At 69.9% G+C, this 20,847-nt stretch carries 22 protein-coding genes; 14 read left to right on the top strand and 8 right to left on the bottom strand.

The features are described from left to right. Positions 1-15: 15 nt before the first annotated feature. Positions 16-822 carry an ESX secretion-associated protein EspG gene (locus QRN16_RS02190; RefSeq protein WP_285184443.1) on the bottom strand — a complete coding sequence of 269 codons (807 nt, stop codon included), beginning with the start codon at positions 820-822 and terminating at the stop codon, positions 16-18. Next, positions 819-2,216, bottom strand: a complete 1,398-nt coding sequence (locus QRN16_RS02195) for a hypothetical protein (protein ID WP_285184444.1) — start codon at positions 2,214-2,216, stop codon at positions 819-821. Before QRN16_RS02195 ends, QRN16_RS02190 begins: the two co-directional genes overlap by 4 nt. 155 nt (positions 2,217-2,371) lie before the next feature. On the opposite strand from QRN16_RS02195, the gene QRN16_RS02200 reads away from it, so the two are divergent. Beyond that, entirely contained in the window at positions 2,372-3,568 is a 1,197-nt protein-coding gene (locus tag QRN16_RS02200) for a metallophosphoesterase (protein ID WP_285184445.1), read from the top strand. Here QRN16_RS02200 and QRN16_RS02205 read toward each other — a convergent pair. Next, positions 3,531-4,847, bottom strand: coding sequence for a helix-turn-helix domain-containing protein (locus tag QRN16_RS02205; protein ID WP_285184446.1), 1,317 nt, complete (start codon positions 4,845-4,847; stop codon positions 3,531-3,533). The two genes, QRN16_RS02200 and QRN16_RS02205, sit on opposite strands and share 38 nt — an antisense overlap. 167 nt (positions 4,848-5,014) lie before the next feature. On the opposite strand from QRN16_RS02205, the gene QRN16_RS02210 reads away from it, so the two are divergent. The 5 genes from QRN16_RS02210 to QRN16_RS02230 are packed head-to-tail and all read left to right on the top strand — an operon-like array spanning position 5,015 to position 9,854. After that, the gene (locus tag QRN16_RS02210) at positions 5,015-5,791 is read left to right on the top strand and encodes an ABC transporter ATP-binding protein (RefSeq protein WP_261775734.1); all 777 of its coding nucleotides are present in this window, start codon (positions 5,015-5,017) and stop codon (positions 5,789-5,791) included. After that, positions 5,781-6,524 (top strand): ABC transporter ATP-binding protein, encoded by a 744-nt coding sequence (locus QRN16_RS02215; RefSeq protein ID WP_285184448.1) that lies wholly within the window; start codon positions 5,781-5,783, stop codon positions 6,522-6,524. The genes QRN16_RS02210 and QRN16_RS02215 overlap by 11 nt, the downstream gene beginning before the upstream one ends. A 24-nt stretch (positions 6,525-6,548) precedes the next feature. Continuing rightward, the gene (locus tag QRN16_RS02220; RefSeq protein WP_027504741.1) at positions 6,549-7,427 is read left to right on the top strand and encodes a branched-chain amino acid ABC transporter permease; all 879 of its coding nucleotides are present in this window, start codon (positions 6,549-6,551) and stop codon (positions 7,425-7,427) included. Position 7,428: 1 nt separating this feature from the next. Beyond that, positions 7,429-8,523 carry a branched-chain amino acid ABC transporter permease gene (locus QRN16_RS02225; RefSeq protein WP_222645565.1) on the top strand — a complete coding sequence of 365 codons (1,095 nt, stop codon included), beginning with the start codon at positions 7,429-7,431 and terminating at the stop codon, positions 8,521-8,523. Next, the gene (locus QRN16_RS02230; RefSeq protein ID WP_285184449.1) at positions 8,520-9,854 is read left to right on the top strand and encodes an ABC transporter substrate-binding protein; all 1,335 of its coding nucleotides are present in this window, start codon (positions 8,520-8,522) and stop codon (positions 9,852-9,854) included. The genes QRN16_RS02225 and QRN16_RS02230 overlap by 4 nt, the downstream gene beginning before the upstream one ends. A 76-nt stretch (positions 9,855-9,930) precedes the next feature. On the opposite strand, the gene QRN16_RS02235 is transcribed toward QRN16_RS02230, so the two are convergent. Together QRN16_RS02235 and QRN16_RS02240 are read right to left on the bottom strand one after the other, a co-directional pair. Next, entirely contained in the window at positions 9,931-10,572 is a 642-nt protein-coding gene (locus QRN16_RS02235; protein WP_285184450.1) for a CG0192-related protein, read from the bottom strand. Positions 10,573-10,595: 23 nt separating this feature from the next. After that, positions 10,596-11,708, bottom strand: coding sequence for a hypothetical protein (locus tag QRN16_RS02240; protein WP_285184451.1), 1,113 nt, complete (start codon positions 11,706-11,708; stop codon positions 10,596-10,598). Between the two features lie 163 nt (positions 11,709-11,871). Between QRN16_RS02240 and QRN16_RS02245 the strand changes: the two genes are divergently transcribed. From QRN16_RS02245 to QRN16_RS02265, 5 genes are all read left to right on the top strand, one after another. Next, positions 11,872-12,510 carry a hypothetical protein gene (locus QRN16_RS02245; RefSeq protein WP_285184452.1) on the top strand — a complete coding sequence of 213 codons (639 nt, stop codon included), beginning with the start codon at positions 11,872-11,874 and terminating at the stop codon, positions 12,508-12,510. Between the two features lie 257 nt (positions 12,511-12,767). Beyond that, entirely contained in the window at positions 12,768-13,064 is a 297-nt protein-coding gene (locus tag QRN16_RS02250; protein WP_285184453.1) for a WXG100 family type VII secretion target, read from the top strand. After that, a complete protein-coding gene (locus tag QRN16_RS02255; RefSeq protein WP_285184454.1) occupies positions 13,061-13,348 on the top strand; it encodes a WXG100 family type VII secretion target in 288 nt (95 codons plus the stop codon). Before QRN16_RS02250 ends, QRN16_RS02255 begins: the two co-directional genes overlap by 4 nt. Continuing rightward, positions 13,348-14,622, top strand: coding sequence for a WXG100-like domain-containing protein (locus tag QRN16_RS02260; RefSeq protein ID WP_285184455.1), 1,275 nt, complete (start codon positions 13,348-13,350; stop codon positions 14,620-14,622). The genes QRN16_RS02255 and QRN16_RS02260 overlap by 1 nt, the downstream gene beginning before the upstream one ends. Next, positions 14,619-14,858, top strand: coding sequence for a hypothetical protein (locus QRN16_RS02265; RefSeq protein ID WP_027504748.1), 240 nt, complete (start codon positions 14,619-14,621; stop codon positions 14,856-14,858). Before QRN16_RS02260 ends, QRN16_RS02265 begins: the two co-directional genes overlap by 4 nt. A gap of 10 nt (positions 14,859-14,868) precedes the next feature. Here the strand turns inward: QRN16_RS02265 and QRN16_RS02270 are convergent, their stop codons facing one another. Continuing rightward, positions 14,869-15,357, bottom strand: coding sequence for a hypothetical protein (locus QRN16_RS02270; RefSeq protein ID WP_285184456.1), 489 nt, complete (start codon positions 15,355-15,357; stop codon positions 14,869-14,871). Positions 15,358-15,451: 94 nt separating this feature from the next. On the opposite strand from QRN16_RS02270, the gene QRN16_RS02275 reads away from it, so the two are divergent. From QRN16_RS02275 to QRN16_RS02285, 3 genes are all read left to right on the top strand, one after another. After that, a complete protein-coding gene (locus QRN16_RS02275; RefSeq protein WP_056442050.1) occupies positions 15,452-15,913 on the top strand; it encodes a hypothetical protein in 462 nt (153 codons plus the stop codon). Positions 15,914-15,923: 10 nt separating this feature from the next. Next, positions 15,924-17,414: a fatty acyl-CoA synthetase gene (locus QRN16_RS02280; RefSeq protein ID WP_285184457.1), complete on the top strand. Its 1,491-nt coding sequence runs from the start codon at positions 15,924-15,926 to the stop codon at positions 17,412-17,414. A 109-nt stretch (positions 17,415-17,523) separates the two neighbouring features. Next, on the top strand, positions 17,524-18,639 hold the full coding sequence (locus QRN16_RS02285; RefSeq protein ID WP_285184458.1) for a cellulase family glycosylhydrolase: 1,116 nt from the start codon (positions 17,524-17,526) through the stop codon (positions 18,637-18,639). Positions 18,640-18,641: 2 nt separating this feature from the next. Here QRN16_RS02285 and QRN16_RS02290 read toward each other — a convergent pair whose 3' ends face one another. Further along, positions 18,642-19,241, bottom strand: a complete 600-nt coding sequence (locus QRN16_RS02290) for an excalibur calcium-binding domain-containing protein (RefSeq protein WP_285184459.1) — start codon at positions 19,239-19,241, stop codon at positions 18,642-18,644. 98 nt (positions 19,242-19,339) lie between these two features. Continuing rightward, entirely contained in the window at positions 19,340-20,692 is a 1,353-nt protein-coding gene (locus QRN16_RS02295; RefSeq protein ID WP_285184460.1) for an MmgE/PrpD family protein, read from the bottom strand. Between the last annotated feature and the right edge of the window lie 155 nt (positions 20,693-20,847).

A 20,847-nucleotide genomic window follows, 5' to 3' on the forward strand; every position in this document is an offset into this window, starting at 1 on the left:
TTCAATGGCCCAACCCTAGCTGCGTGTACCCGTCACCGGTGGTACCGCACCGGCCCGTCGGATCTCGTCGTCGAGCGCCGCCGCGATGGTCTGGGCCGTGGCGGGCAGCACCGCCACCACGTCGGTCGCGTGCACCAGGTAGCGCCCGTCACCGAGCGCGTCGATCCACCGTCTGCCGGCGATCGCCTCGAGCGGGCCGTCGCCGCCGTGTCCCACGACGATCTCACCGAGCCCCTCCCGTGGCCCGTCGAGGATGTGGATCACGCGATCGCGGTCGGTGTCGCCACGCGAATCGTGCAGGTGGGACGACGGAGCGCGGACCACGTCGTCGCGGGACACGGACGACGGCGTCACCCGTCCCGCGCGGCGGTGGGGCAGCGCCGCCGTGAGGGTGTGGGTCATGCGCTCCGGTGGTACGGCGTGGACGTGGACCGTGCCGCCGGTGTCGGAGGTCGGTCCCGGGTCCTGGACCACCACGACGGCGAGCGGGAAGGCCGGAGGCCGGTCGGAATGGAGCGGGATTGCGGAGTACGAGGTTGCGGCTCGAATGCGCACGCGTCGATCGCTCGACTCCACCCCGCAGGCGGTGACCTGGAGTCCGGGTCCGCCGAGCAGGGACGCGGCGGCCAGCAGCGATCGGTCACCGAGGCGGCGGCGGGCGGCCTCGCGTTCCGCACGCAGATCCGCGGCTGTGCGGGCGCGCGTTGTCCAGGAGAAGGGGAACGGCACTCGATCGCGGCCGATCCGGTCGAGAAGTACGGCGAACTCGAGTGACGTGAGGTGCCACGAGGCGACCCCCGTGGGAGCCGCTCGAACGATCACCCGATCACCGGGGGAGCGACGAGTGGGAGCTCCCCGACCAGGCGGTCGCCGTTGTCCGCCGTGACGAGGTACCCCGCCGTGGTGTGGTCGCCGTCCTGGTCTCCACCGGCGCGGCTCCCCGGCATCATTGCGCCCGGTCCGTAGGCCGCCGCGCGGGTGCCCGCGCCGGAACCGCCCGCGCCGGCTGAGGTCGCGCTCTGCAGGACGGGGCCGGTGGTACCGCCCGAGGGGCCGCGCCCGGACGAGGATCCCGGACCGAGTGTCCGCGCACCCGACCCACCGGATCCCGCCGACGACCGCTGCCCTGCCGTCCCGTACCCGGCGGGGGCCGAGCCGCGCCCGAAGCCCGCGGGTGAAGTCAGGGCAGGCCGGGACCCCGACGGGCCGACCGGTGCCGTGCTCACGGGTGCGACACCCGGCGGCGGAGCTGCGCCGTTCGGGGTGCTGCTCGTGCCTGCTCCCGCGGAGTTCTGGGCGGCGGCCGCAGGCTGTGGCCCTGCGACGGGCGTCGAGTCGCCGACCGACGCCGCCGTGGTCGGTGCGGGAGTCGCCGCGAGCGACGAGAGTGCCGTCGAACCGAGCGATGCGGCGTCGACACCTCCGCGCATGCCACCGGCCGCCGAGGACGAGGAACCCGACGCGGACCCGCTCGCCGGATCTCCCGGCGGCGTGAGCACCGGCACGCCGTGATCGGCTCGGACGGCGGTGGGGACGTAGGTGCCGTTCATGACCGCCACGGCCTCGGCGCGCCGCTCCTCCTCCTCGGCCATCATCGCGGTGATCGACCCGACGGGTCCGAGGAACGCGGCCGTCATCGCGGTGCGCGCCCAGTCCGACGGTGTGAACGACTGTGGGGCGGGCATGGTGGCGCGGGTGAGTGCGAACCCGTCGCGGGACTGCTCGAGCTTGCCCGCGACGATGTCCATGAGGTCGAGGGTGCGCAGCGACTCGGTGCGGTACGTCGTGATCGCGGCGAGCGCGGAGTCGGCCGCGGCGCCCTGCCAGTCGGTCCCGAGCACGGCGCCGAGGTCGTTCCACAGGGTCCACACCAGTGCGGTCGCCCGGGTGTGGGCCTCGCGCCACATCGCGGCACCGGAATCGAGGAGCTCCGGCGTGAGTTCGGTGGTGTACGCGAACATCTCGGGGTGCGACATGCCGTCGAACGCCTCCGGGACCACGACGCTCGCGCCACTCGCCGTGTCGCCCACCCTGGACCTGTCGACGGCCTCGCGGGCGACCCGGACGGCGTCGTCGGCGTGGAACTCCGCCGTCAGTCGTGCCGCGGACTCCGCCGCGTCGCTGTCGTGTCCCGTCGCGAAGTCGGCCACCTCCGACGCCGCGTCCGAGATCGTCTCGCCCGCGGCACCGATCACCCCCGTGATGTCGAACCCCATGTTCGTGTCCTCCCCGACCGCGGTGCCACGATCCCCGTGACATTCGACGCGCGGACCGGCCGCACGGTTCCGCGTACGGTTGACGCGTCTCTCCCACGCGCGGCGATGCTCCTCGAGAGATCGCCGACGCTCCCGACACCGAAGGAACGTGCACCATGTCGGACCACTCAGTGCCGGGCGAGGTTCGCGAGAGCACTCCGTCCGGCGGGCCGCCCGTGGGCCGGCTCGCCGTCGTGACAGTCGTTCTCGCGATCCTGTTCGGGACGCCGCTGTGGACTCTCGCGTTCACCGGCGCGGACTGGCCGATCGCCGCGAGGATCATCGCGACGGTGGTCGCGGTCGGTGCTGCCGCCGCACTCGTGGTCGGCATGGCGAAGGGGCACGGCCGGGCACACTCCGACCGGTGGGCGCGCATCGGGGACACCCTGCTCGGACTGGTGTGGATCGCGTTCGTGTGGTCGATCATCGGGCTCGTCGTACGGCTCGGGCTCGGCGTCGTCGGGGTCGACGATCCGCTGCGATCGCGCATCGTCGCCGGCGCCGTGCTGGCCGTCATCGTCGCGTTGGCGGTGTGGGGACGACGCGAGGCGATGCGGCTGCCGCGCACGAAGCACGTGACGGTGACGCTCGATCGACTCGGCGCCGGACTCGACGGGCTCCGCGTCGTCCTGGTGACGGACACGCACTACGGGCCGATCGATCGGTCCGTCTGGTCCTCCGACGTCGTGGCGGAGATCAATCGCCAGGACGCCGACATCGTCTGTCACGTGGGTGATCTCGCCGACGGGTCGGTGGAGCGTCGACGTGAGCAGGTGGCGCCCCTGGAACGGGTGCACGCGAAGTCGGCGCGCGTCTACGTGACGGGCAATCACGAGTACTTCGGCGAGGCCCAGGAGTGGCTCGACCACATGACGTCGCTGGGCTGGGACTCGTTGCACAACAGGCACATCACCGTCATGCGCGGTGGCGACAGGCTGGTCGTCGCCGGGGTGGACGACAGGACCGCGCGCGGGTCGGGCGAGGTGGGTCACGGCGCGGATCTGACCGCCGCGCTGACGGACGCGGAACCGTCGCTGCCGATCTTCCTGCTGGCGCATCAGCCGAAGCAGATCGACGCGGCCGTGGCGGCGGGAGTGGATCTGCAGGTCTCCGGGCACACGCACGGTGGACAGATCTGGCCGTTCGGGCTGCTCGTCCGACTCGATCAACCGGTCGTCCACGGTCTCAGCCGACACGGCGCCCGCACGCAGCTCTACACGAGCCGGGGCACGGGGTTCTGGGGTCCACCGTTCCGTGTCTTCGCACCGAGCGAGATCACCGTGCTGACGTTGCGGTCGAGCTCTCTGGTGTGACAGTCGCGGCGGCGCCGACGCCGGCCACCGCGTCCGCCCAGTGCCCGGAGCGGACCAGGGCAAGGGTGAGGAGGAGCCGGTCGTCCGGCGCGGTGATGGATCGGCCGGTCAGTTCCTCGACCTGATGAAGCCGATAGATCACCGTGTTCCGGTGGCAGTACAGCAGTTTGGCGGCGTTGGTGGGTGAACCGTCGGTGGCGAGGACGTGCGCCAGAGTTCGGAGCAGTACCTCCCGCTGCGCGGGCGGGTGTCCGTTCAGCGACCCGAGTGCGTGGGACACGACCAGATCCGAGATCTCGTCGTCGGCAGACATGACGATGTGGGGCAGTCGGTCCGTGGCCACCGCGGCGGGAGTGTCGCCGGCGCCGATGGTGGCCGCCGTGCGCGCGGCAGCTCGGTACGCGGCGGCGAAGGTCACGAGTCCGTCCGTCGACGCGGCGATGCCCACCGGTCCGACCGCGCGTGCGGCGAGAGCCTCCGCCACCGAGCCGAGGTCCGCCTTGGCCGGGCACACGACGCCGAACTGGACTCCGTCGCGAATGTGCCAGTGCGACAGTGATGTCACGCCGTCGACGGCGTCCTCCGGTGAGGTCAGGGGTGGGTCACCTCGCTCGGACAGCGGGCCCACCACGCACGCGATCCGATGCTGTGCGGTGAGCCCCAGTGTGTTCCGCGCATCGACGACGAACGAGGGATCGGCTCCGCGCCCGTCGCGCAAGCCGTCGAGAACGGCGAGGATCTTCGTGACGTCGCGCTGCTGCATCCGTGCGGTCTCACGCCGGTACGAGTCGACGAGAATCGTGTTCTGCGCATCGAGTGCGTGCCACAACCGTTGGCCGGCGACGAGAAGCAGTCGCGGCTCGAGCAGCCCGGGATTCGCGCCGCGAGCGTTGACGAGTTCCTCCCACAACGTTCGACTACCGAGGGTGTACGCCTTGAGCACGAGTTCCATGGGGATGCCCTGGCGCGCGCGTTCGCGACCCGTGCGCCGCCACACCTCGGTGTTGTCCTCGCTACCGTGCTGCGTGCCGCTGAGCTTGCGCAGCCCCAGACGGATGTGTTCCCGCGTGCTGCGACGGACCACGGCCGTGATGTCGGAGCCGGCCTGGAGATAGTCGGGGTCCTGCTCGAACAGAGCCAACGTGATGGAGTCGGCGATGGCGTCCGCCTCCGGGATCAGCGTCGCCCACGCGCGTTGGATCGCGGCTCGTTCCTCCGCCGACAGCCGTCCGCGGACAGGGTGCAGCCCCGATCCACGGCCGATCGACGGCGACGCCATGCGCGCATTTTTGCGCACAGCGCCCGACGGTTCGAGCGGTTTGACCGAAATTGGTGCCCACGGCATGACCCTTTTCGTGCGCGGAGACCATATCGCCGACTGTGCGGAGTGACCATAGTGAGTGCCACCGAGATGTGAGGTGGGCCACTGTGTCAACGATCGAGACCATGACCGAGTCCGTGTTCGAGCTGTCGTCCGTCACCGTGTCGTTCGGCGGCATCGTCGCCCTGTCGGACGTCGGACTCGATGTCCGACGAGGCGAGGTCGTCGGAGTCATCGGACCCAACGGGGCGGGCAAGACGACACTGTTCAACGTCGCGTGCGGCCTCGTCGCGCCGCAGTCGGGCACCGTGACCCGGAACGGCCGGGTGGTACGTCGGCTGAAGCCGACCGCGCTGGCGGCACTCGGTATGAGCCGCACACTGCAGGGCCTCGGGCTGTTCGACCGGATGACCGTGGTGGAGAACGTCATGGTCGGTGCGGACCATCTCGCCCGGACCTCGATCGTCGCCGGGCTGCTCGGACTCGCTCGGAGCGGGGCCGACACCGCCGCGATCCGCGACCGGGCTCTGGCCACGTTGTCCGAACTCCGCATCGACGAGTACGCCGACCGGTACCCGCCCAGCCTGCCGTACGCGGTGCGCAAACGCGTAGCGCTCGCGCGGGCGCTGGTGGGGGAGCCGACGTTGCTGCTTCTCGACGAGCCGGCGTCGGGTCTGTCGAACGCGGAGATGGACGAGCTGGGTGAGCTGGTCCGCGGACTCACCTCGAGGATGTCGATCCTCCTGGTCGAGCACCACATGGATCTGGTCATGAGTGTCTGTGATCGGTTGGTGGTCCTGGACTTCGGGAAGGTCATCGCGCGCGGGACACCCGACACGGTGCGCGAGGATCCCGCTGTGCTCGCCGCCTACCTGGGGGACGAGGTGGACCGTGACGCGTGACGTCGTGCGGGACGAGGCGACCCGCGACGCCCTGACAGTGTCCGATCTGACGGTGCGGTACGGCGCCGTCACCGCGCTCGACTCCGTGTCGCTGAGGGTGCCCCGCGGCGCGGTCACCGCGGTGCTCGGGGCCAACGGTGCCGGCAAGACGACCCTGCTCCGGACGATCTCGGCGCTGCACCCGCCGGTGTCCGGCCACATCCGGATGGGCGAGGTCGACCTCGTCGGAGCGAGTCCGGAGTCGATGTCACGGCGTGGACTGTCGCACGTGCCCGAGGGCCGCGGGGTCATCGTCGAACTCACCGTGGAGGAGAACCTGCGTCTGGGGGCGTTGGGCCGCAACAGGTCCGCGGCCGCGGTGGGGATCGACCGCGTGCTGTCCCTGTTCCCGGCTCTCGCGGAGCGTCGGGCGTCGACCGCGCACACGCTGTCGGGCGGTGAGCGACAGATGCTGGTGATCGGGCGCGCCCTCATGGCGACCCCCACGATCCTGCTGCTCGACGAACCGTCGCTCGGGCTCGCTCCCCGCGTGGTGGCGCAGATCTTCCAGACGCTGCGTGACTCGGTCGACTCGGACGGCCTCACCGTCGTGCTGGTCGAGCAGAACGCCCGCAGCGCGCTGTCCATCGCCGAACACGCCGTCGTGCTGTCCCTGGGGACGGTGGCGCGGGAGGGTCCGGCGGCCGACCTCGTCGGCGACGAGGAACTCCGCCACGCCTACCTCGGCTTCTGACCACCCTCACGAAAGGACGACAGAGTGCAACAACTGCTCACCATCGTCATCAACGGAGTGACCAACGGGATGGTCTATGCCGCCTTCGCTCTGGCACTCGTGCTGATCTGGCGCTCGACGCGCATCGTGAACTTCGCGCAGGCGCCGATGGCGATGATCACCACGTACGTGGCGCTCGTCGTGGTCGATGCCGGCTACTCCTACTGGGTCGGCTTCGCCGCCGCGCTCGTCTCCGGCCTCGTGCTCGGCGCGCTGATCGAGCGACTGATCATCCGGTACGTCGACAGCGCGTCGCACATCAATCCGGTGATCCTCACTCTCGGTCTCTTCATCGTGATCCACGCGGTGGCGGCACTGGTGTTCGGCAACCAGTTCCGGTCCTTTCCCGCTCCGTTCGGTCTCGACGGTCGGCGCATCGGGTCCGTGGACGTGGCGCTGACGGGCAACGACATCTACAAGGTCGTCGCGGTGCTGGTGGTGCTCGCCGCGCTGGTCGCGCTGTTCCGGTTCACCGATCTCGGACTCACGATGCGCGCCAGTGCTTTCAGCCAGGAGGTGTCGCGCCTGCTGGGAGTGCGCGTGGGCCGCATGCTCACGCTGGGATGGGCGTTGGCCGCGGTGGTCGGGTCGGTCGCGGGTCTGCTCATCGCCGGCGGGTCGCTGGTGCACCCCGGCTACATGGACTCCGTCGTGGTGTTCGGATTCGTGGCCGCCGTGCTCGGCGGTCTCGACAGCCCGGTGGGCGCCGTGGTGGGCGGACTGCTGATGGGCGTCGGGCTCAGTGCGGTCAGTGGCTACATCGGGCAGGACCTCGTGTCCTTCGCGGCGCTGGTCATCCTCATCGCGGTGTTGTTGTTGCGTCCCAACGGATTGTTCGCTGCCGCGGCAGCGAGGAGGGTCTGACATGACCGTGACGACGACCGACAGGCCCACCCCCTCACCCGCACGCTCGCGCGTCGCCCGCGTGGTGTCGACTCCGGTGCGGCGGCACCTGCTCGGCGCTCTGCTGGCCCTCGTCGTGGTGATTCTCGTGCTGGAGAGCGTCAGCACGTTCCGGCAGAGCCAGCTGACATCGGTGGCGTATCTCGCGATCGCCGCGGCCGGACTGACCGTGCTCACCGGACTCAACGGTCAGCTCTCCCTCGGGCACGGCGCATTCATGGCGGTCGGCGCGTACACCGCGGCACTGATGTTGCGGGCGAACGAGTCCGGCTGGTCGGTGCCCCTGGTCCTGATCGCGGCCACCGTCGTGGCCGGTCTGGTCGGGGTCGTCGTCGGGGTCGCCGCGGCGCGATTGCACGGGCCCTACCTGGCCGGCGCGACGTTGGCGCTCGCCGTCGCCGTCCCTGGTCTCGCGCTGTACTTCTCGGAGTACCTCGGGGGCGAGCAGGGTCTCATCGTGCCCAGTCCCGACGTGCCGGCCGCGCTCGACGACATCGCCTTCTTCGTCACCGGAAACGAGCTGACGTCCACGAAGTTCGTGGCCTACGTCGGGTGGTTCCTGCTCGTGCTGGTGTTCTTCCTGCTGGCCAACGTGTCGTCGAGTCGCGTCGGACGGCGTTGGCGCGCCGTGCGTGACGACGAGGTGTCGGCCGAGATCGCGGGGATCGACCTCGGGCGGGCACGGGTGCTGGCCTTCGTGGTCAGTGCCGCGTGTGCCGGTGCCGCCGGGGCGATCATGGCGATGGCCTCCCGCATCGCCGCGCCGAGCGGGTTCACGCTGGTGTTGTCCCTGACCCTGCTCTCCGCTGTGGTCATCGGCGGACTCGGTTCGCTGACAGGCGCTCTCATCGGTGCCGCGCTCCTCACCTACATCCCGCCGGTGGTGACCAACCTCGGCCTCGACGCCGGATTGAGCAGCCTGCAGGCCGCGGAACTCGCGCCTCTGGTCACCGGCATCTTCACCGTGGTCGTGATCCTCTTCGCGCCACTCGGACTGGTCGGCACGGTCCGCGGTCGTCTCGTACAGCGTCGTCTGAAGAGAGAAGGAGTTCGATGAACAGGATCCGAACATGGGCGCAGCGGGGCACCGCTCTCGCTGCGGCCGTCGTACTGGTGGCCTCGTGCGGTGCTGGTGGCCGTGAGGAGGCGGAGGAGTCCACGGAGGGCTCGACCGTCGGGATCACCGACACCTCGGTGAAGATCGGTGCGCACTATCCCCTGACGGGAGTCGCCGCTCCCGGGTACAGCGAGATCCCCACGGGCGCCAAGGCCTACTTCGACTACGTCAACGCCGCCGGCGGGGTGAACGGTCGGCAGATCGAGTACCTCGTGCGTGACGACGCGTACGACCCGACCACCACCACGCAGGTGGTCAACGAGCTGGTCCTGCAGGACGAGGTGTTCGCGATGGTCGGCGGTCTGGGCACCGCGACACACAGTGCGGTCATCGACTTCCTCAACGAGGAGGGCGTCCCCGATCTGTTCGTGTCCTCGGGCGCGATCATGTGGGGCAACGATCCGGCCAAGTACCCCAACACCTTCGGGTGGCAGCCCGACTACCAGGTCGAGGGCAAGATCATCGGCGACTGGGTGCAGAAGAACCGGCCGGACGCCAAGGTGGGACTCTTCCTGCAGGACGACGACCTCGGCCGCGACAGCGAGGCCGCGGTGCGCCAGTACCTCGAGGATCAGATCGTCGGCGTCGCCCGCTACACGTCCGGCAACACCGACGTCGCCCCGCAGATCGCGTCCCTCCAGGCGGCGGGTGCCGATCTGATCCTGGGCTTCAACGTCCCGTCGTACACGGCACTGAGCCAGCTGGTCTCCCGCCGACTGAACTACACGCCCGAATGGTTCTACAGCTCCATCGGCTCCGACGTGGACCTCGTGGGGTCGCTGCTCGGACGCTTCTCCCAGGGCGCGGTGACCGACGGCGCCTCGTCGCTCGAGAACATGATCTCCCTCGAGTACATCCCCGGCATCGACTCGCCGGACAACCCGTGGACGCAGTTGTGGCAGAAGGTGTGGGCCGCCGACGGAACCGGTGAGGAGCTGACCAACTACCGCATCTACGGCATGAGCCACGCCTACGCCTTCGTGCAGGCGCTGCAGGCCGCGGGCGAGAACCCGACCAGGGAGTCGATCGTGTCGGCGCTGCAGTCGCAGGGCAAGGACCTGCCCGGCCCTCAGCTCGCCCCGTTCCGCTACTCCGAGGACAGTCACCTCGGCATCTCCGGTGCCAGCGTCTACAAGATCACGAACGGCAAGCCGGAGAACCTGACCCCGGTCCTTGTCACGGACATCGGCGACTCGGCCGTCGAGGAGTACACCGGTGAGGAGGCGACCCCACCGGAGAGCGGCATTCCCGACACCCAGCCGGCCGGGTGACCCGGTCGGCGGGATGACGGTGGCGGGGGCGTCGACACGCCCCCGCCACGTGTCGGCCCCGCTCGTCGGCAGTGGCCTACCCGCCGTGCGCGGTTCCATGCAGGACGGCCGTCGCGAGAACGGCAGGGTGAGCCCGTCCGGCCCACGTGCCGACAAGGGCGTCGCGATCGGCCGGGCCGTCCAGCGGGACGCGATGCAGGGTGAGCACGGCGGTGCCGACGTCGACGACGGTGTCGGTGCCGCGGGTGTCGACCGACGGCGCGTGGACGTCGGGAACGTCGGCGCCGGCCTGTCCGGTTCCGTGGACGAGTGCGGTGACTTCGCGCTCGGGCCCGGGCTCGGCGTACTCGAACGCCGCCTGAGTTCCGCCCGTGAGAACGGTCCGCAGCAGCGTCGCCAGATACACCGGATCGTGCGCCGCGTCGTGAACGTGGCGGGTCCCGAGCACGCTGTGCTCCATGGTGGTGATCAGCGCCGTCTCGGCGCCGGGTAGCGGTGCCGATCGGTACGTGAGAGGCACGTGCAGGATCGTCCCGTCGGCGGCGCGGAGCAGGTGCGACTCCAGTCCCACCTCGCCGTCGGGATCGTCGAAGCGGTAGGCGTCGACGACCTCGAGAGTGCCGGCGTCGATGCCTGCCGCCCACGGCTGCAGCGGAACCCACTGCCGCAGCAGGTCGATCTTGGTGGGAACGATGGTCGCGCGATGAATCAGGGCCACGCCGCGCACGCTACGCCGCGGTGTCAGTCCTCGGCGGAGGTCTCTGCGGCAACGGTGCCGAAGATGTCCGCGCGTCCCACGCCGTCGAGTACCGCGTGCCGGAGCTCGGGTGGCACCAGCAACACCTCTCCGCCGACGAGCAGTCCCTGGTCGATGAACGCTCGGAGCTTCGCGGTCACCAACTCCGCCGTCCGCTTGTCCTCGCCCTCGAGGTCGTCGTAGTTCTCGTCCAGGTTGCCCTCGGGCGGGTCCGGCGTCATGGCGGCCAGCACCGCCTGGGCGACGAAGCTGTCGGCCACCGAGGCGGAGACGTCGATCTCGTCGTCGGCGGACAACTGCGCCGTGACGTGCGCCGCGACGACGGTGCGCAGAGCGTCCGCCTCACGCGCCCGGACGTTCGCCGCGAGTGGTCCGGGAGCGGCGCCGGCGTCCGAGATCTCCACCACGCCGGACGACACGGCGGTGGTCCAGGCGTGGGCGAGTTCGGGCACGTCGGCGGGCATCTGGAACGTCGACACGGGCACGGTGAGCCCCAGCGCGGCGGCCACCTCCTTCGCCTCGATCGGCCGACCGGTGCTCGACCAGGCGAGCAGGGCGTCGACGTCGCGGACGATCGCGAGCTCGGCCAGTGCCGCCGACTCCGCGTCCGCAGTCACCTCGGGCAGGGTGATGTCCTCGGGCGTCAGCGTGTCGGGGACGCCGTCGACGAAATCGGTGAGGTCCTCCATGCAGTGCTCGTAGTCGGCGTCGCTGCCGCTCCAGATGTCCTCGTCGTCGAGGAACGTCAGATAGGACAGGGCGCTGAACACGAGGTGGAGCGCGGCGTCCTCGCTCGCCTCGGTGTTCTGCGCGAGGACGGATTCGGCGGCGTCGAGAACGAGGTGGGCGTCGTCCGGGGTCCAGGCCGTGGGGGTGAATCCCTCGTGGACCCGGGTGAGTTCACCCAGGAGCGACTCGACGACGCGACGCGTCGGCTCGACGTCTCCCGCGCCCTCCTGAGCGGCCATCCACGTCACGAAGCGAGCGAGCACCCGCTCTGTCGTGGACGCCGTCGGCCCCGAGGTCTGTCGGCGTCTCCGCGCCGCGGTCTTGGCGGCGCGCTTCTGCCCGCGGTTGCCCGGTCGGTTTGATCCCATGCGCCGACCTTAATGCGGTCACCGGTCCGGTCGTCCCGTCAGGTCGACGCGGGCTGTGACCCAGATCATGTGTCGTCGGCGCGCGCTTCTCCGTTCTCTGTACGACTCACCTTCATACGAACACGAGCGCGCCCGGTAGGGGCAGCGTCGAAAGGAGTGCATCATGGCCGACTTCATCGAGAAGGCACAGAACAAGGTCGACGAGGCCGCAGGCGCCGCGAAGAAGAAGGCCGGAGAGGTCACGGGCGACGATTCGCTGCGTACCGAGGGTGCAGCCCAGCAGACCAAGGCGGACGGCAAGCAGGCCGCCGACAAGGCCGGTCAAGCTGTCGACGATGCCGCAGGTGCCGTGAAGGACAAGGCCGGGGACGTCGCAGACAAGGCGGAGAACGCGGCGAACAAGGCTTCCGACAAGGCCGACGAGGTCGCAGACAAGGCTGCCGGCAAGGCGAACGAGGTGGCCGACAAGGCCGGGGACGTCGCGGAGAAGGCAGCCGACAAGGCGAACGAGGTCGCTGCCAAGGCGCAGGACAAGGCCGGCGAGGTCGCCGATCGTGCCAAGCACGCCGCGGACAACGTCGCCCAGCAGGTGCGCAGCTTCGACGCGAACTCGTCCGACGTGAAGAAGGCCTCCGCAGTGAGCGCCCCCGTCATCGCCGCCGTCGTCGGTGCGATCGTGGCCGTCGTCGTGGTGCGCCGTCGGCGCAACGCCCCGCGCCGGGTCGCCCAGAAGCGACTGTCGGTCGCGCAGAGCTTCGGTCAGGATCTGGCCGATACGGTGAAGCACAAGCTCGACCGCTGATCACCGAGAGATATCCGGGTCAATGCTGCGGACTGTTCGTTCGAACGAGGGGGCAGCGTTGATCTGATCACCGTGCACCGTCACCACGGAGCACAGTGACCACCATCCGAATGCGGCGTCTGCACGGGGCAGGCGCCGCATTCGTGTGTCCGGACACTGCTGACCGGTTCCGCGGGAACCGAACGTGAGTCCTGCCCGTCCATGCCTGCACACGCCGCCGACGACCGGTCGCCGGCGCCGGGCGGGGGGAGCACGGCATGGAACACACGGCTGTCGACGCGGCGACCATGGTGGACGCGGCCAGGGCGTTGGGCAGGGTGTCGCTGGATCTCGAGCGGGAGGTCGCGGAGGCCGCCTCGGTCGTCGCCGCGGTGTCCGCCTCGTGGCAGGGCCTGGCGGCGACGGCGTTCGTCGACGGGTGGGGCACCGTTCATCACGGCGCCCGGTCGGTGGTCGCGGCGCTCGAGGACTCAGCGGGTCGACTCGAGATCGCAGCCATTGCCTATGCGGGACAGGACGACGCGGCCGCGGCCGCGATCGCCGGTGCGGTGTGACGGGCTACCGAGTGGACCTGGCCGAACTGGATGTTGTGGTCGTGAGGCTGACGCGGTTGGCCGAGGCCACGCGGGTCGCCCTCGACGACGTGTCGGTGCGGGTGTCCGGCTTGCCGTGGGAGGGCACGGCGGCAGAGGCTCATCGCGCCGCGCAGAGCGCATGGTCGGCTGGGGCTCGCGAGATGGCGGTCGGTGTCGAGACCATGAGAGACGCTGCGCGCCGGGCACACTCGTCATACACCGCGGCCCTCGAGTCGAACAGCCGCATGTTCGGGCGCGACTGATGGCGCCTCCGGTCGTTCTCGACGTGTCACCCGAGGTCTACGCCGAGGCGGCTCGGTCGGTGTATCGCGCGGACGAGATCATGGCGAGTGCGGTGAACGTCCACCACGGTGCGTCGCGCGCGTGGGCCGCGATGGCGGGAAGCGACGCCGCGGGTGAGCAGTGGGGCCGGGCGTACGACGGATCCGTCGTCGATCTCTCCCGCGCACTCGCCACGACGTTCTCGGCGACGTCGGTGCTGGCGCGACTCGTCGATCAGGCGGGTGCGAATCACGTTGCGGCGGAGTCGATCGCGGTGGTTCCGAGTACCCCGCCGCCGGCAGGACGGGCACCGTCCGCCGCGCGGCAGCTCGAGTACCCGAGCGCGGTGGGTGACCTCGGCCCGGGGCTCCAGGGTGCGGTGGAGCTGGCCGACGCGGTCGGCGTGCCGTGCCCCAACGGCGACACCGACGCACTGCGGGACGCGTCGAGCGCGTGGATCGTGCTGGGGCAGGCGATGCTCGACGCACGGTCCGAGGTGCTCGGTGCCGCAGCCGATCTGGGTGCCGTGAACGTGCCGGAGCGGGACGCGATGGTGCGGGACCTCCGTCGACTGTCCGAGGCAGTGGAAGCGGTGGCGGGTGCGTGCTCGGGGCTGGCCGCCGCGTGCCACGACTACGCCGAGCAGCTCGAGAAGACGCGCCGCGACATCCGCGACCTGATCGAGCAGTTCGCAGTGGAGGAGGCGGCGGCCGTCGCGGTCGGTATCGGGTTGGCCTTCGTGTCCGCGGGACTGTCGGCCGCGGCGGGAGCGGCGATCACGGCCGGTCGTTTCGCACGTACCGCCTCGAGAGTGCGCGCGGTCATCGCGGCGCTGCACGCGTTCGCTCGGATGCGGCGCACCGAGACGTCGATGGCGACGGTGCGACGAGCTGCCGACGACGTGGAGGATCTGACCACTCGTGTGCCCGTCGGCCTGGACGACGTCAGTGCGGCGGAGCGTGCTGCCGGTCCGCCGCCGGCAGGGTGGTCGTCCACTCGTGCGCTCGACGACCACTTCGCGCGCCACGGCGCCGACGTGGGTGCACGGTCGGCCGACGAGTACGCCGACCTCGCGGCGCGGTTCCGCACGGAGGGCTCGCATCAGGTCAAGGTCGGCCCGGACGGCACCGTGCGGATGTACGACCCGGAGACCAACACGTTCGCGTCCTACACGCCGGACGGCACCACCAAGACATACTTCAAGCCCGGATCCGGTGCGTCGTACTGGGACCGCCAACCAGGAGTTCCGGAATGACCACTCACCTCTGCCCGGTCTGCCACTACCCCGGTCTCGCGGACCCGCCGTGGTCGGAGGCGGGCCCGTCGTACGAGATCTGCCCGTCGTGCGGCTACGAGTTCGGTGTCACCGACGACGACCTTGGGGTGACGCCCGAATCCTGGCGCCGGCTGTGGATCGACCGCGGGCATCCGTGGAGTTCGACGGCACCGCCGCCGCCCGGCTGGGACGGCGCACGGCAACTCCGGCGCTGACTCTCCAGTGTCAGGGGAGTAGGTGCGAGTACGCGGAGCACGTGGAGGCGACGCCGATGTAGACGAGTCCGTCCGACTGCTCGTCCGACCATCCGCGCACCCGCGTCCGGTCGGCGGTGTCGGCGAGGATGTCGACTCCGGTGCGTCCGACGGCGAGGTCTCGGCAGATCGAGGTGACCGAGGTGTCCATGAAGGCGGCGGTGTCCGGGTCGGTCGGGTAGCCGGCCATCTGCATGATCTCGGCGAAGGCGTCGAACGGTTCCTCGGCGGCCTGCTGGGCGAGGGGAGCGATCTGCACCGCCGGAGTGTCGAGGACGACGGGCGTGTCGACTGCGGTGACCGGCGCGGCGGGTGCGGGGGCGTCCGAGGCACTGGCCGTGGCGGGGGCACTGTCGGACAGCACCATCGTCGTGGTGGCTGCGCCGGCGAGCACGGTCACCGCGGCGCCGATCACCGCGATCCGTCGTCCGGTGCGAGTCGGTCGCCGATGTGCTGGCATCACGTGTCCTCGGTTGGTGGGTCAGTCGCTGACTTATACCCATTTCCGAGCAGAATGTTACTGGAGTCTCACAGAAATCAGGGAGGACGCGCGCATGGAGAAGGTGACGGCCCGGACTCTCGGGGCGTGGGTCATCACGGTGAATCCCCGCAGGACCGACGTCGCCTCGTTGCTCGCCGACGGGCACGCGGGCGGTGACTGGTGCGTGGCGCCCAACTACCGTTCGCGCCTCATGGCGGCCGGTCAGCCCATCCTGCTGTGGGTGAGCAACCGATCCGGCGTGCACCCCGCGCGGGGATTCTGGGGCGTGGGGACCGTGCTCGGCCCCGCTGTCGACATGCACGATCCCGACGATCCGCGCCTGCACGTTCCCACCGAGATCACCACGCTCGGCGAGCCCGTGACGGCCGCGGAGTGCGCCGGGACGGCCGGGCTGGACCGACTCGAGATGCTCCGGTCGCCCCAGCAGTCGAATCCGTCCGTGGTCACCGCCTCCGAGTGGTCGCTCCTTCGCGCTCGTCTCGAACGGGCACCGGAGGCGCCCGGCCTTCTCTAGTGTCCGAGGTATGACAGCTGATGTTCGCGCGAGCACGGTCGACGCAGTCCTGACGAGGTCGGCGCGTCGGTACCCGGACCGGGCAGCCCTGGAGTTCGACGGTCGAACGCACACCTATGCGGCACTGGACGCGGCGGTGTCCCGCGTCGCTCGGTACCTGGTGTCGACGGGGCTCGCACCGGGAGAGCGGGTCGCGGCCTACGGCACCAACTCCGACTCCTACATCGTCGGGTTCCTCGCCTGCTGCCGTGCCGGGCTGGTGCACGTGCCGATCAACTACGCCCTCGTCGAGGACGAATTGACCTACCTGGTCGGCCAGTCCGGTGCTCGCGCGCTGCTGGTCGACGACGCTCTGGCGCCGGCGGTCGACGCCGTGCGGACGGGTCTCGATCTCGACGTCGTGCTCTCTCTGCAGGAGCTTCTCGACCTTCCCGACGTGTCGGTCGCGCTGCCCACGGTGCTGACCACCGATCTCGCCCAGTTGCTGTACACCTCGGGAACGACGTCGAAGCCCAAGGGCGCGATGATGTCTCACGGTGCGCTGGTGAGCGAGTACGTCTCGTCCGTCCTGGCACTGGCGTTCACCGCCGACGACGCCCCGCTCATCGCGATGCCGCTGTACCACTCGGCCGGCATGCACGTGTTCGCCCTGCCGTACCTGTCGGTCGGCGCGACGGTGCGCCTGATGGCGAAGCCGGACGTCGCGGAGATCCTGCGCCGCGTCGAGGCCGACCGCATCGGTTCGCTGTTCCTGGCGCCGACGGTCTGGGTCCCTCTGGCGGGACACCCGGATCTCGAGACCCGCGATCTGTCGTCCCTGACCAAGGCGCAGTACGGGGCATCGATCATGCCGGTCACGGTGCTGGAGCGGCTGCGGGCGCGGTATCCGGATCTTCGGTTCTTCAACTGTTTCGGACAGTCGGAGATCGGTCCGTTGGCGACGGTGTTGCAGCCGGAGGAGCACGATGCACGGCCCGCCTCGTGCGGGCGCGCCGTCTTCTTCGTCGAGACGCGGGTGGTGAACGCCGACGGTGAGGACGTGGCGGACGGTGAACCCGGCGAGATCCTCTACCGCTCACCGCAGTTGTGCGACGGGTACTGGGAGAACCCGGACGCCACGGCCGAGGCCTTCCGCGACGGATGGTTCCACTCCGGTGATCTGGTGACCCGGGACGCGGAGGGATTCGTGACGGTGGTGGACCGCATCAAGGACGTCATCAACACCGGCGGCATCCTGGTGGCGTCGCGGGAGGTCGAGGACGCGATCTACACCCATCCGGCGGTGGCCGAGGTCGCGGTGATCGGCGTTCCGGACGAGAAGTGGATCGAGGCGATCACGGCGGTGGTGACGGTGAAGGACGGTCGTGCGGTGACCGCCGAGGAGATCATCGCCCACGTCTCGGGTCGCATCGCACCGTTCAAGATTCCCAAACAGGTGCGGTTCAAGGACGAATTGCCGCGTAACCAGAGCGGCAAGCTGCTCAAACGCGCGCTGAGGTGATCGAACCCGCGTTCGGCGTGTTACCTGTGTGACTGATGTGACTGGTGGTACTTCTGACACCGAGAGCTTCCGCGTGTCGCGGTAGCCGAGTCGGTCGGGGAGTGCGGTCATGCAGGTCGGTAGACGCGTTGCGCAGATTCTGTTGGTGGTGGCGACGGTGATCGCCACTCTGTCGGTGCCGACCGCGTCGGCGGCGAGTCCCTATGTCGGGCGTCAGGGCATCGGGCTCAACGGCATCGACTTCCGGAGCAGCTCGAGCGCTCAGCAGGCGCAGGCGACCCGGGTCGCGGGCACGGGCGCCAAGTGGGTCCGCATCGAGATCGACTGGTGGTACGTCCAGGACGGTGGGCCGACGGCCTACAACTGGTCGGGTCCGGACGGAGCGGTGGCGGCGGCCAAGGCCAAGTCCCTCAACGTCCTGCTGCTCATCCAGAAGACACCGCCGTGGGCTCGGACGACGAACGACGGCAGCACGCCGCCGACGAACCCGAACGACTACGCGACGTTCGCCGCCAAGGTCGTGAGCAGGTATGCGCCGCAGGGGGTTCGATCGTTCGAGGTGTGGAACGAGCCTAACCTGTGGATGTTCTGGGCCGACCCGGTGACGGGCAAGCCGAACGTGCAGGGTTACGTCGATCTACTGAAGGCGGCCTACCCGAAGATGAAGGCCGCCACCACCAGTGCCATCAGCATCGTGGCGGCCGGACTGTCCCCCTACGGCACCACCGGTCAGAGCCCGGAAGGGCACGCCGTCTCACCGATCACCTACCTCGATCAGATGTACGACCTCGGCGCCGGACCGTACTTCGACGCCGTCGGCTGGCACCCGTACACCGCGCCCGCGTTGCCGAACGACACTGCCGACTGGAACGCGTGGTCGCAGATGAGCGTCGACTTCACCAATCCCGACGGCACGATCTACCAGATGAGCGCGCGCACGATCATGACCGAGAACGGCGACGCCGGGAAGCTCATCGTCATGACCGAGGCCGGCGCCGCCACCGCGGGCGACCCGAGCGTCAGCGAGCAGGTACAGGCGACGGCCTACCGACAGGCCGTCGACAACCGCCTGTCCTACTCGTGGGCCGGGCCGATCTTCTTCTACGAGACCACAGACCGCGCCGCGATGACCGCGGTGAACCCCGACAAGGAGAACTACTTCGGGGTCTACCGCTCGAACGGGGTGGCCAAGCCGGCGGTGACCGTTCTCAAGAGCGTGCGCTGAGCTCACTCACACCCGACGCCGTCTCCGTCGCGGTCCAGGTGCGAGCCGTAGCCGGGGTCGCCCACGCGGACGGGCGCTGCGCCGGCGTTCCGAGCCGCGGTGCAGTTCGTGTAGTACGTCGATCCGGACGACTCGGGAACGACGGCCGGCGCGACGTACGGAGCCGGTGCGGGTACCGGCGCGACGAACGGCACGGGCGCCGGGACGTAGGCGCGGTCGACGTCCGGCACGTCGACGTCCGGCACGTCGACGTACGGAGTCTCGACGTAGGGCATCGTCGTGGTGGGCGGCGGTGCGTACACGGTGACGGTCTCGGGAGTGGTCGTGACGGCAGTGGTCGTCGACGTCGTGGTGGTCGGCCGCGGGGTGGTGGTCGGCCGCGGGGTGGTGGTCGTCGCGCGGGGAGTGGTGGTCGGTGCGGCCGACGTGGTGGTGAGGGTGGTCTCCGCGCTCGCGGCGACGGGTTCGGGTTCCTGCATCAGCCCCAGTCCGACGACGGACAGGCCCACGAAGGCGGCGACAGCGGCCGTGATCTTGCCCTTCTTGCCCTTCTTGCGGGCCTCGATGTGGGGCGGCTGGAACGGCGGCGGATACGCGGTCATGCAGGTCCTCAGGTGAATGGCAGCAACGGGTCACACCACACGTCGCGCGGGGCGCGCGTCACGTTACAGGGTGGTCGGTTTCCGCCGGAACGCGCTGCTCAGGGCAGTGCGGTCAGAGTTCGGACCACGTCCGAAGAATGCAGGACATCGGTGACCACGCGATCGATCCGCCCGGCGTCCTCCGCGCCGACGAGCCGTTCGATCTTCTCCAGTATCTGGGCGTGGTCCAACGGGAAATGGTCGACGTCGCCCACCGGATCCGGTGAACCCGCCGACACGGTCTCGCCGGAGACGAGAACGATGTCGACCTCCGCGGCGCGTCGGTCGGGCAGCAGCGCCGTGAGCGCGGGCGACGACTCGACGTCCACCCGTGCGCTGAACTCCTCCGCCGCACGGAAGGTCGCGCTGCCGGGCGTCAGGGTCTCCACGTCGATGCTTCCGGCCACCACCGCGGCGGACACGACGAACGGCAGCGAGAACATCGCACCGAGCCGCGTCGAGGGGTGCCGACCGAACAGGGGTTCCGCCAGCGCGTGGGTGCGGACGCGCACGCTCGCGATGTCGGCGGTATCCAGGTTCGTGCGCAGAGCGTGCACGATGTCGACGGCGGCGTGGGTGTACGAGCAGCTGGCATGGCGCTTCGCGTACCCCTGATCGAGGGCGAACGTGCCGTCCGGCGCGGGTGCGAGCCTGTCGGCATCGAGAGTGCCGACGATGTCCCCCAGGGTCGTCGCCGCCGCGCCGCTGTTGTGCACCAGTCCTGCCGAGGACAACCGTGCGGCGTCGAGTCCCGCACGGACGGCGCCGCCGATCCACAGGTTCCGGCCGAAGTTGCCCGCGAGCACCACGGCCCACGGTGCGACGTGCACGAGCGCGGTCGAGGCGTCGATCGCGGCCGCCGTGCGCTCGGCGTCGAGATCCCACACGACGGCAGCGGCGGCGGCGGCGCCGGTCGCTCCCCAGTGTCCGTGGGTGTGCCACTTCGGGTCGCGGGTCAGTGCGGCACCGAAGCGGGTGGCCACCTCGTAACCGGCCACCACGGCGGCGACGAACCGGTCGCCCGACACCGGCTGCGCGCTGAGGCGGGCCGCTGCGACGGCAGCCGGGAGCACATGGGCGGCAGGGTGACCCGCCGCGTACTTGTTGCCCTCGTCCAGTTCGAGGCAGCACGAGGCGATCGCGTCCAGGTAGGCCGCCGTCTCCACGCCGGTGTGGGCGCCGCGGCCGACGGTGGCCGTCGTGCCCGGTTCGGCTCGCCACCGCGTGAGAAGCGCGGTCAGTTCCGGTGTCCGCGCTCCCGCCAGGGTGACACCCAGAAGGTCGAGCAGCACGGTGCGAATCCGACTCTCGTACGCGGTACCGGTCGCGGGTAGGTCCACGCAGAACCGCGCCAGATCGTCGATGCGCATCCGCACCTGTTCCGCTGGAAGGAACGCCGTCGAGTCGGTCATGCGGCAACGCTAGGACTGACGCTCGTGCTGGTCAATACATCTGCCGGACGTGATCAGGGCTGCTAGGGTCGGCATCGACAACAGTCAGGCATCGCGGTGTCTCCGGTGGCGATCCGCTCAGCGGAACACAGCTCGCCGTGAACCCCAGTCCAGAG

Source organism: Rhodococcus sp. MEB041 (assembly GCF_030208955.1).
Classification (GTDB): domain Bacteria; phylum Actinomycetota; class Actinomycetes; order Mycobacteriales; family Mycobacteriaceae; genus Rhodococcoides.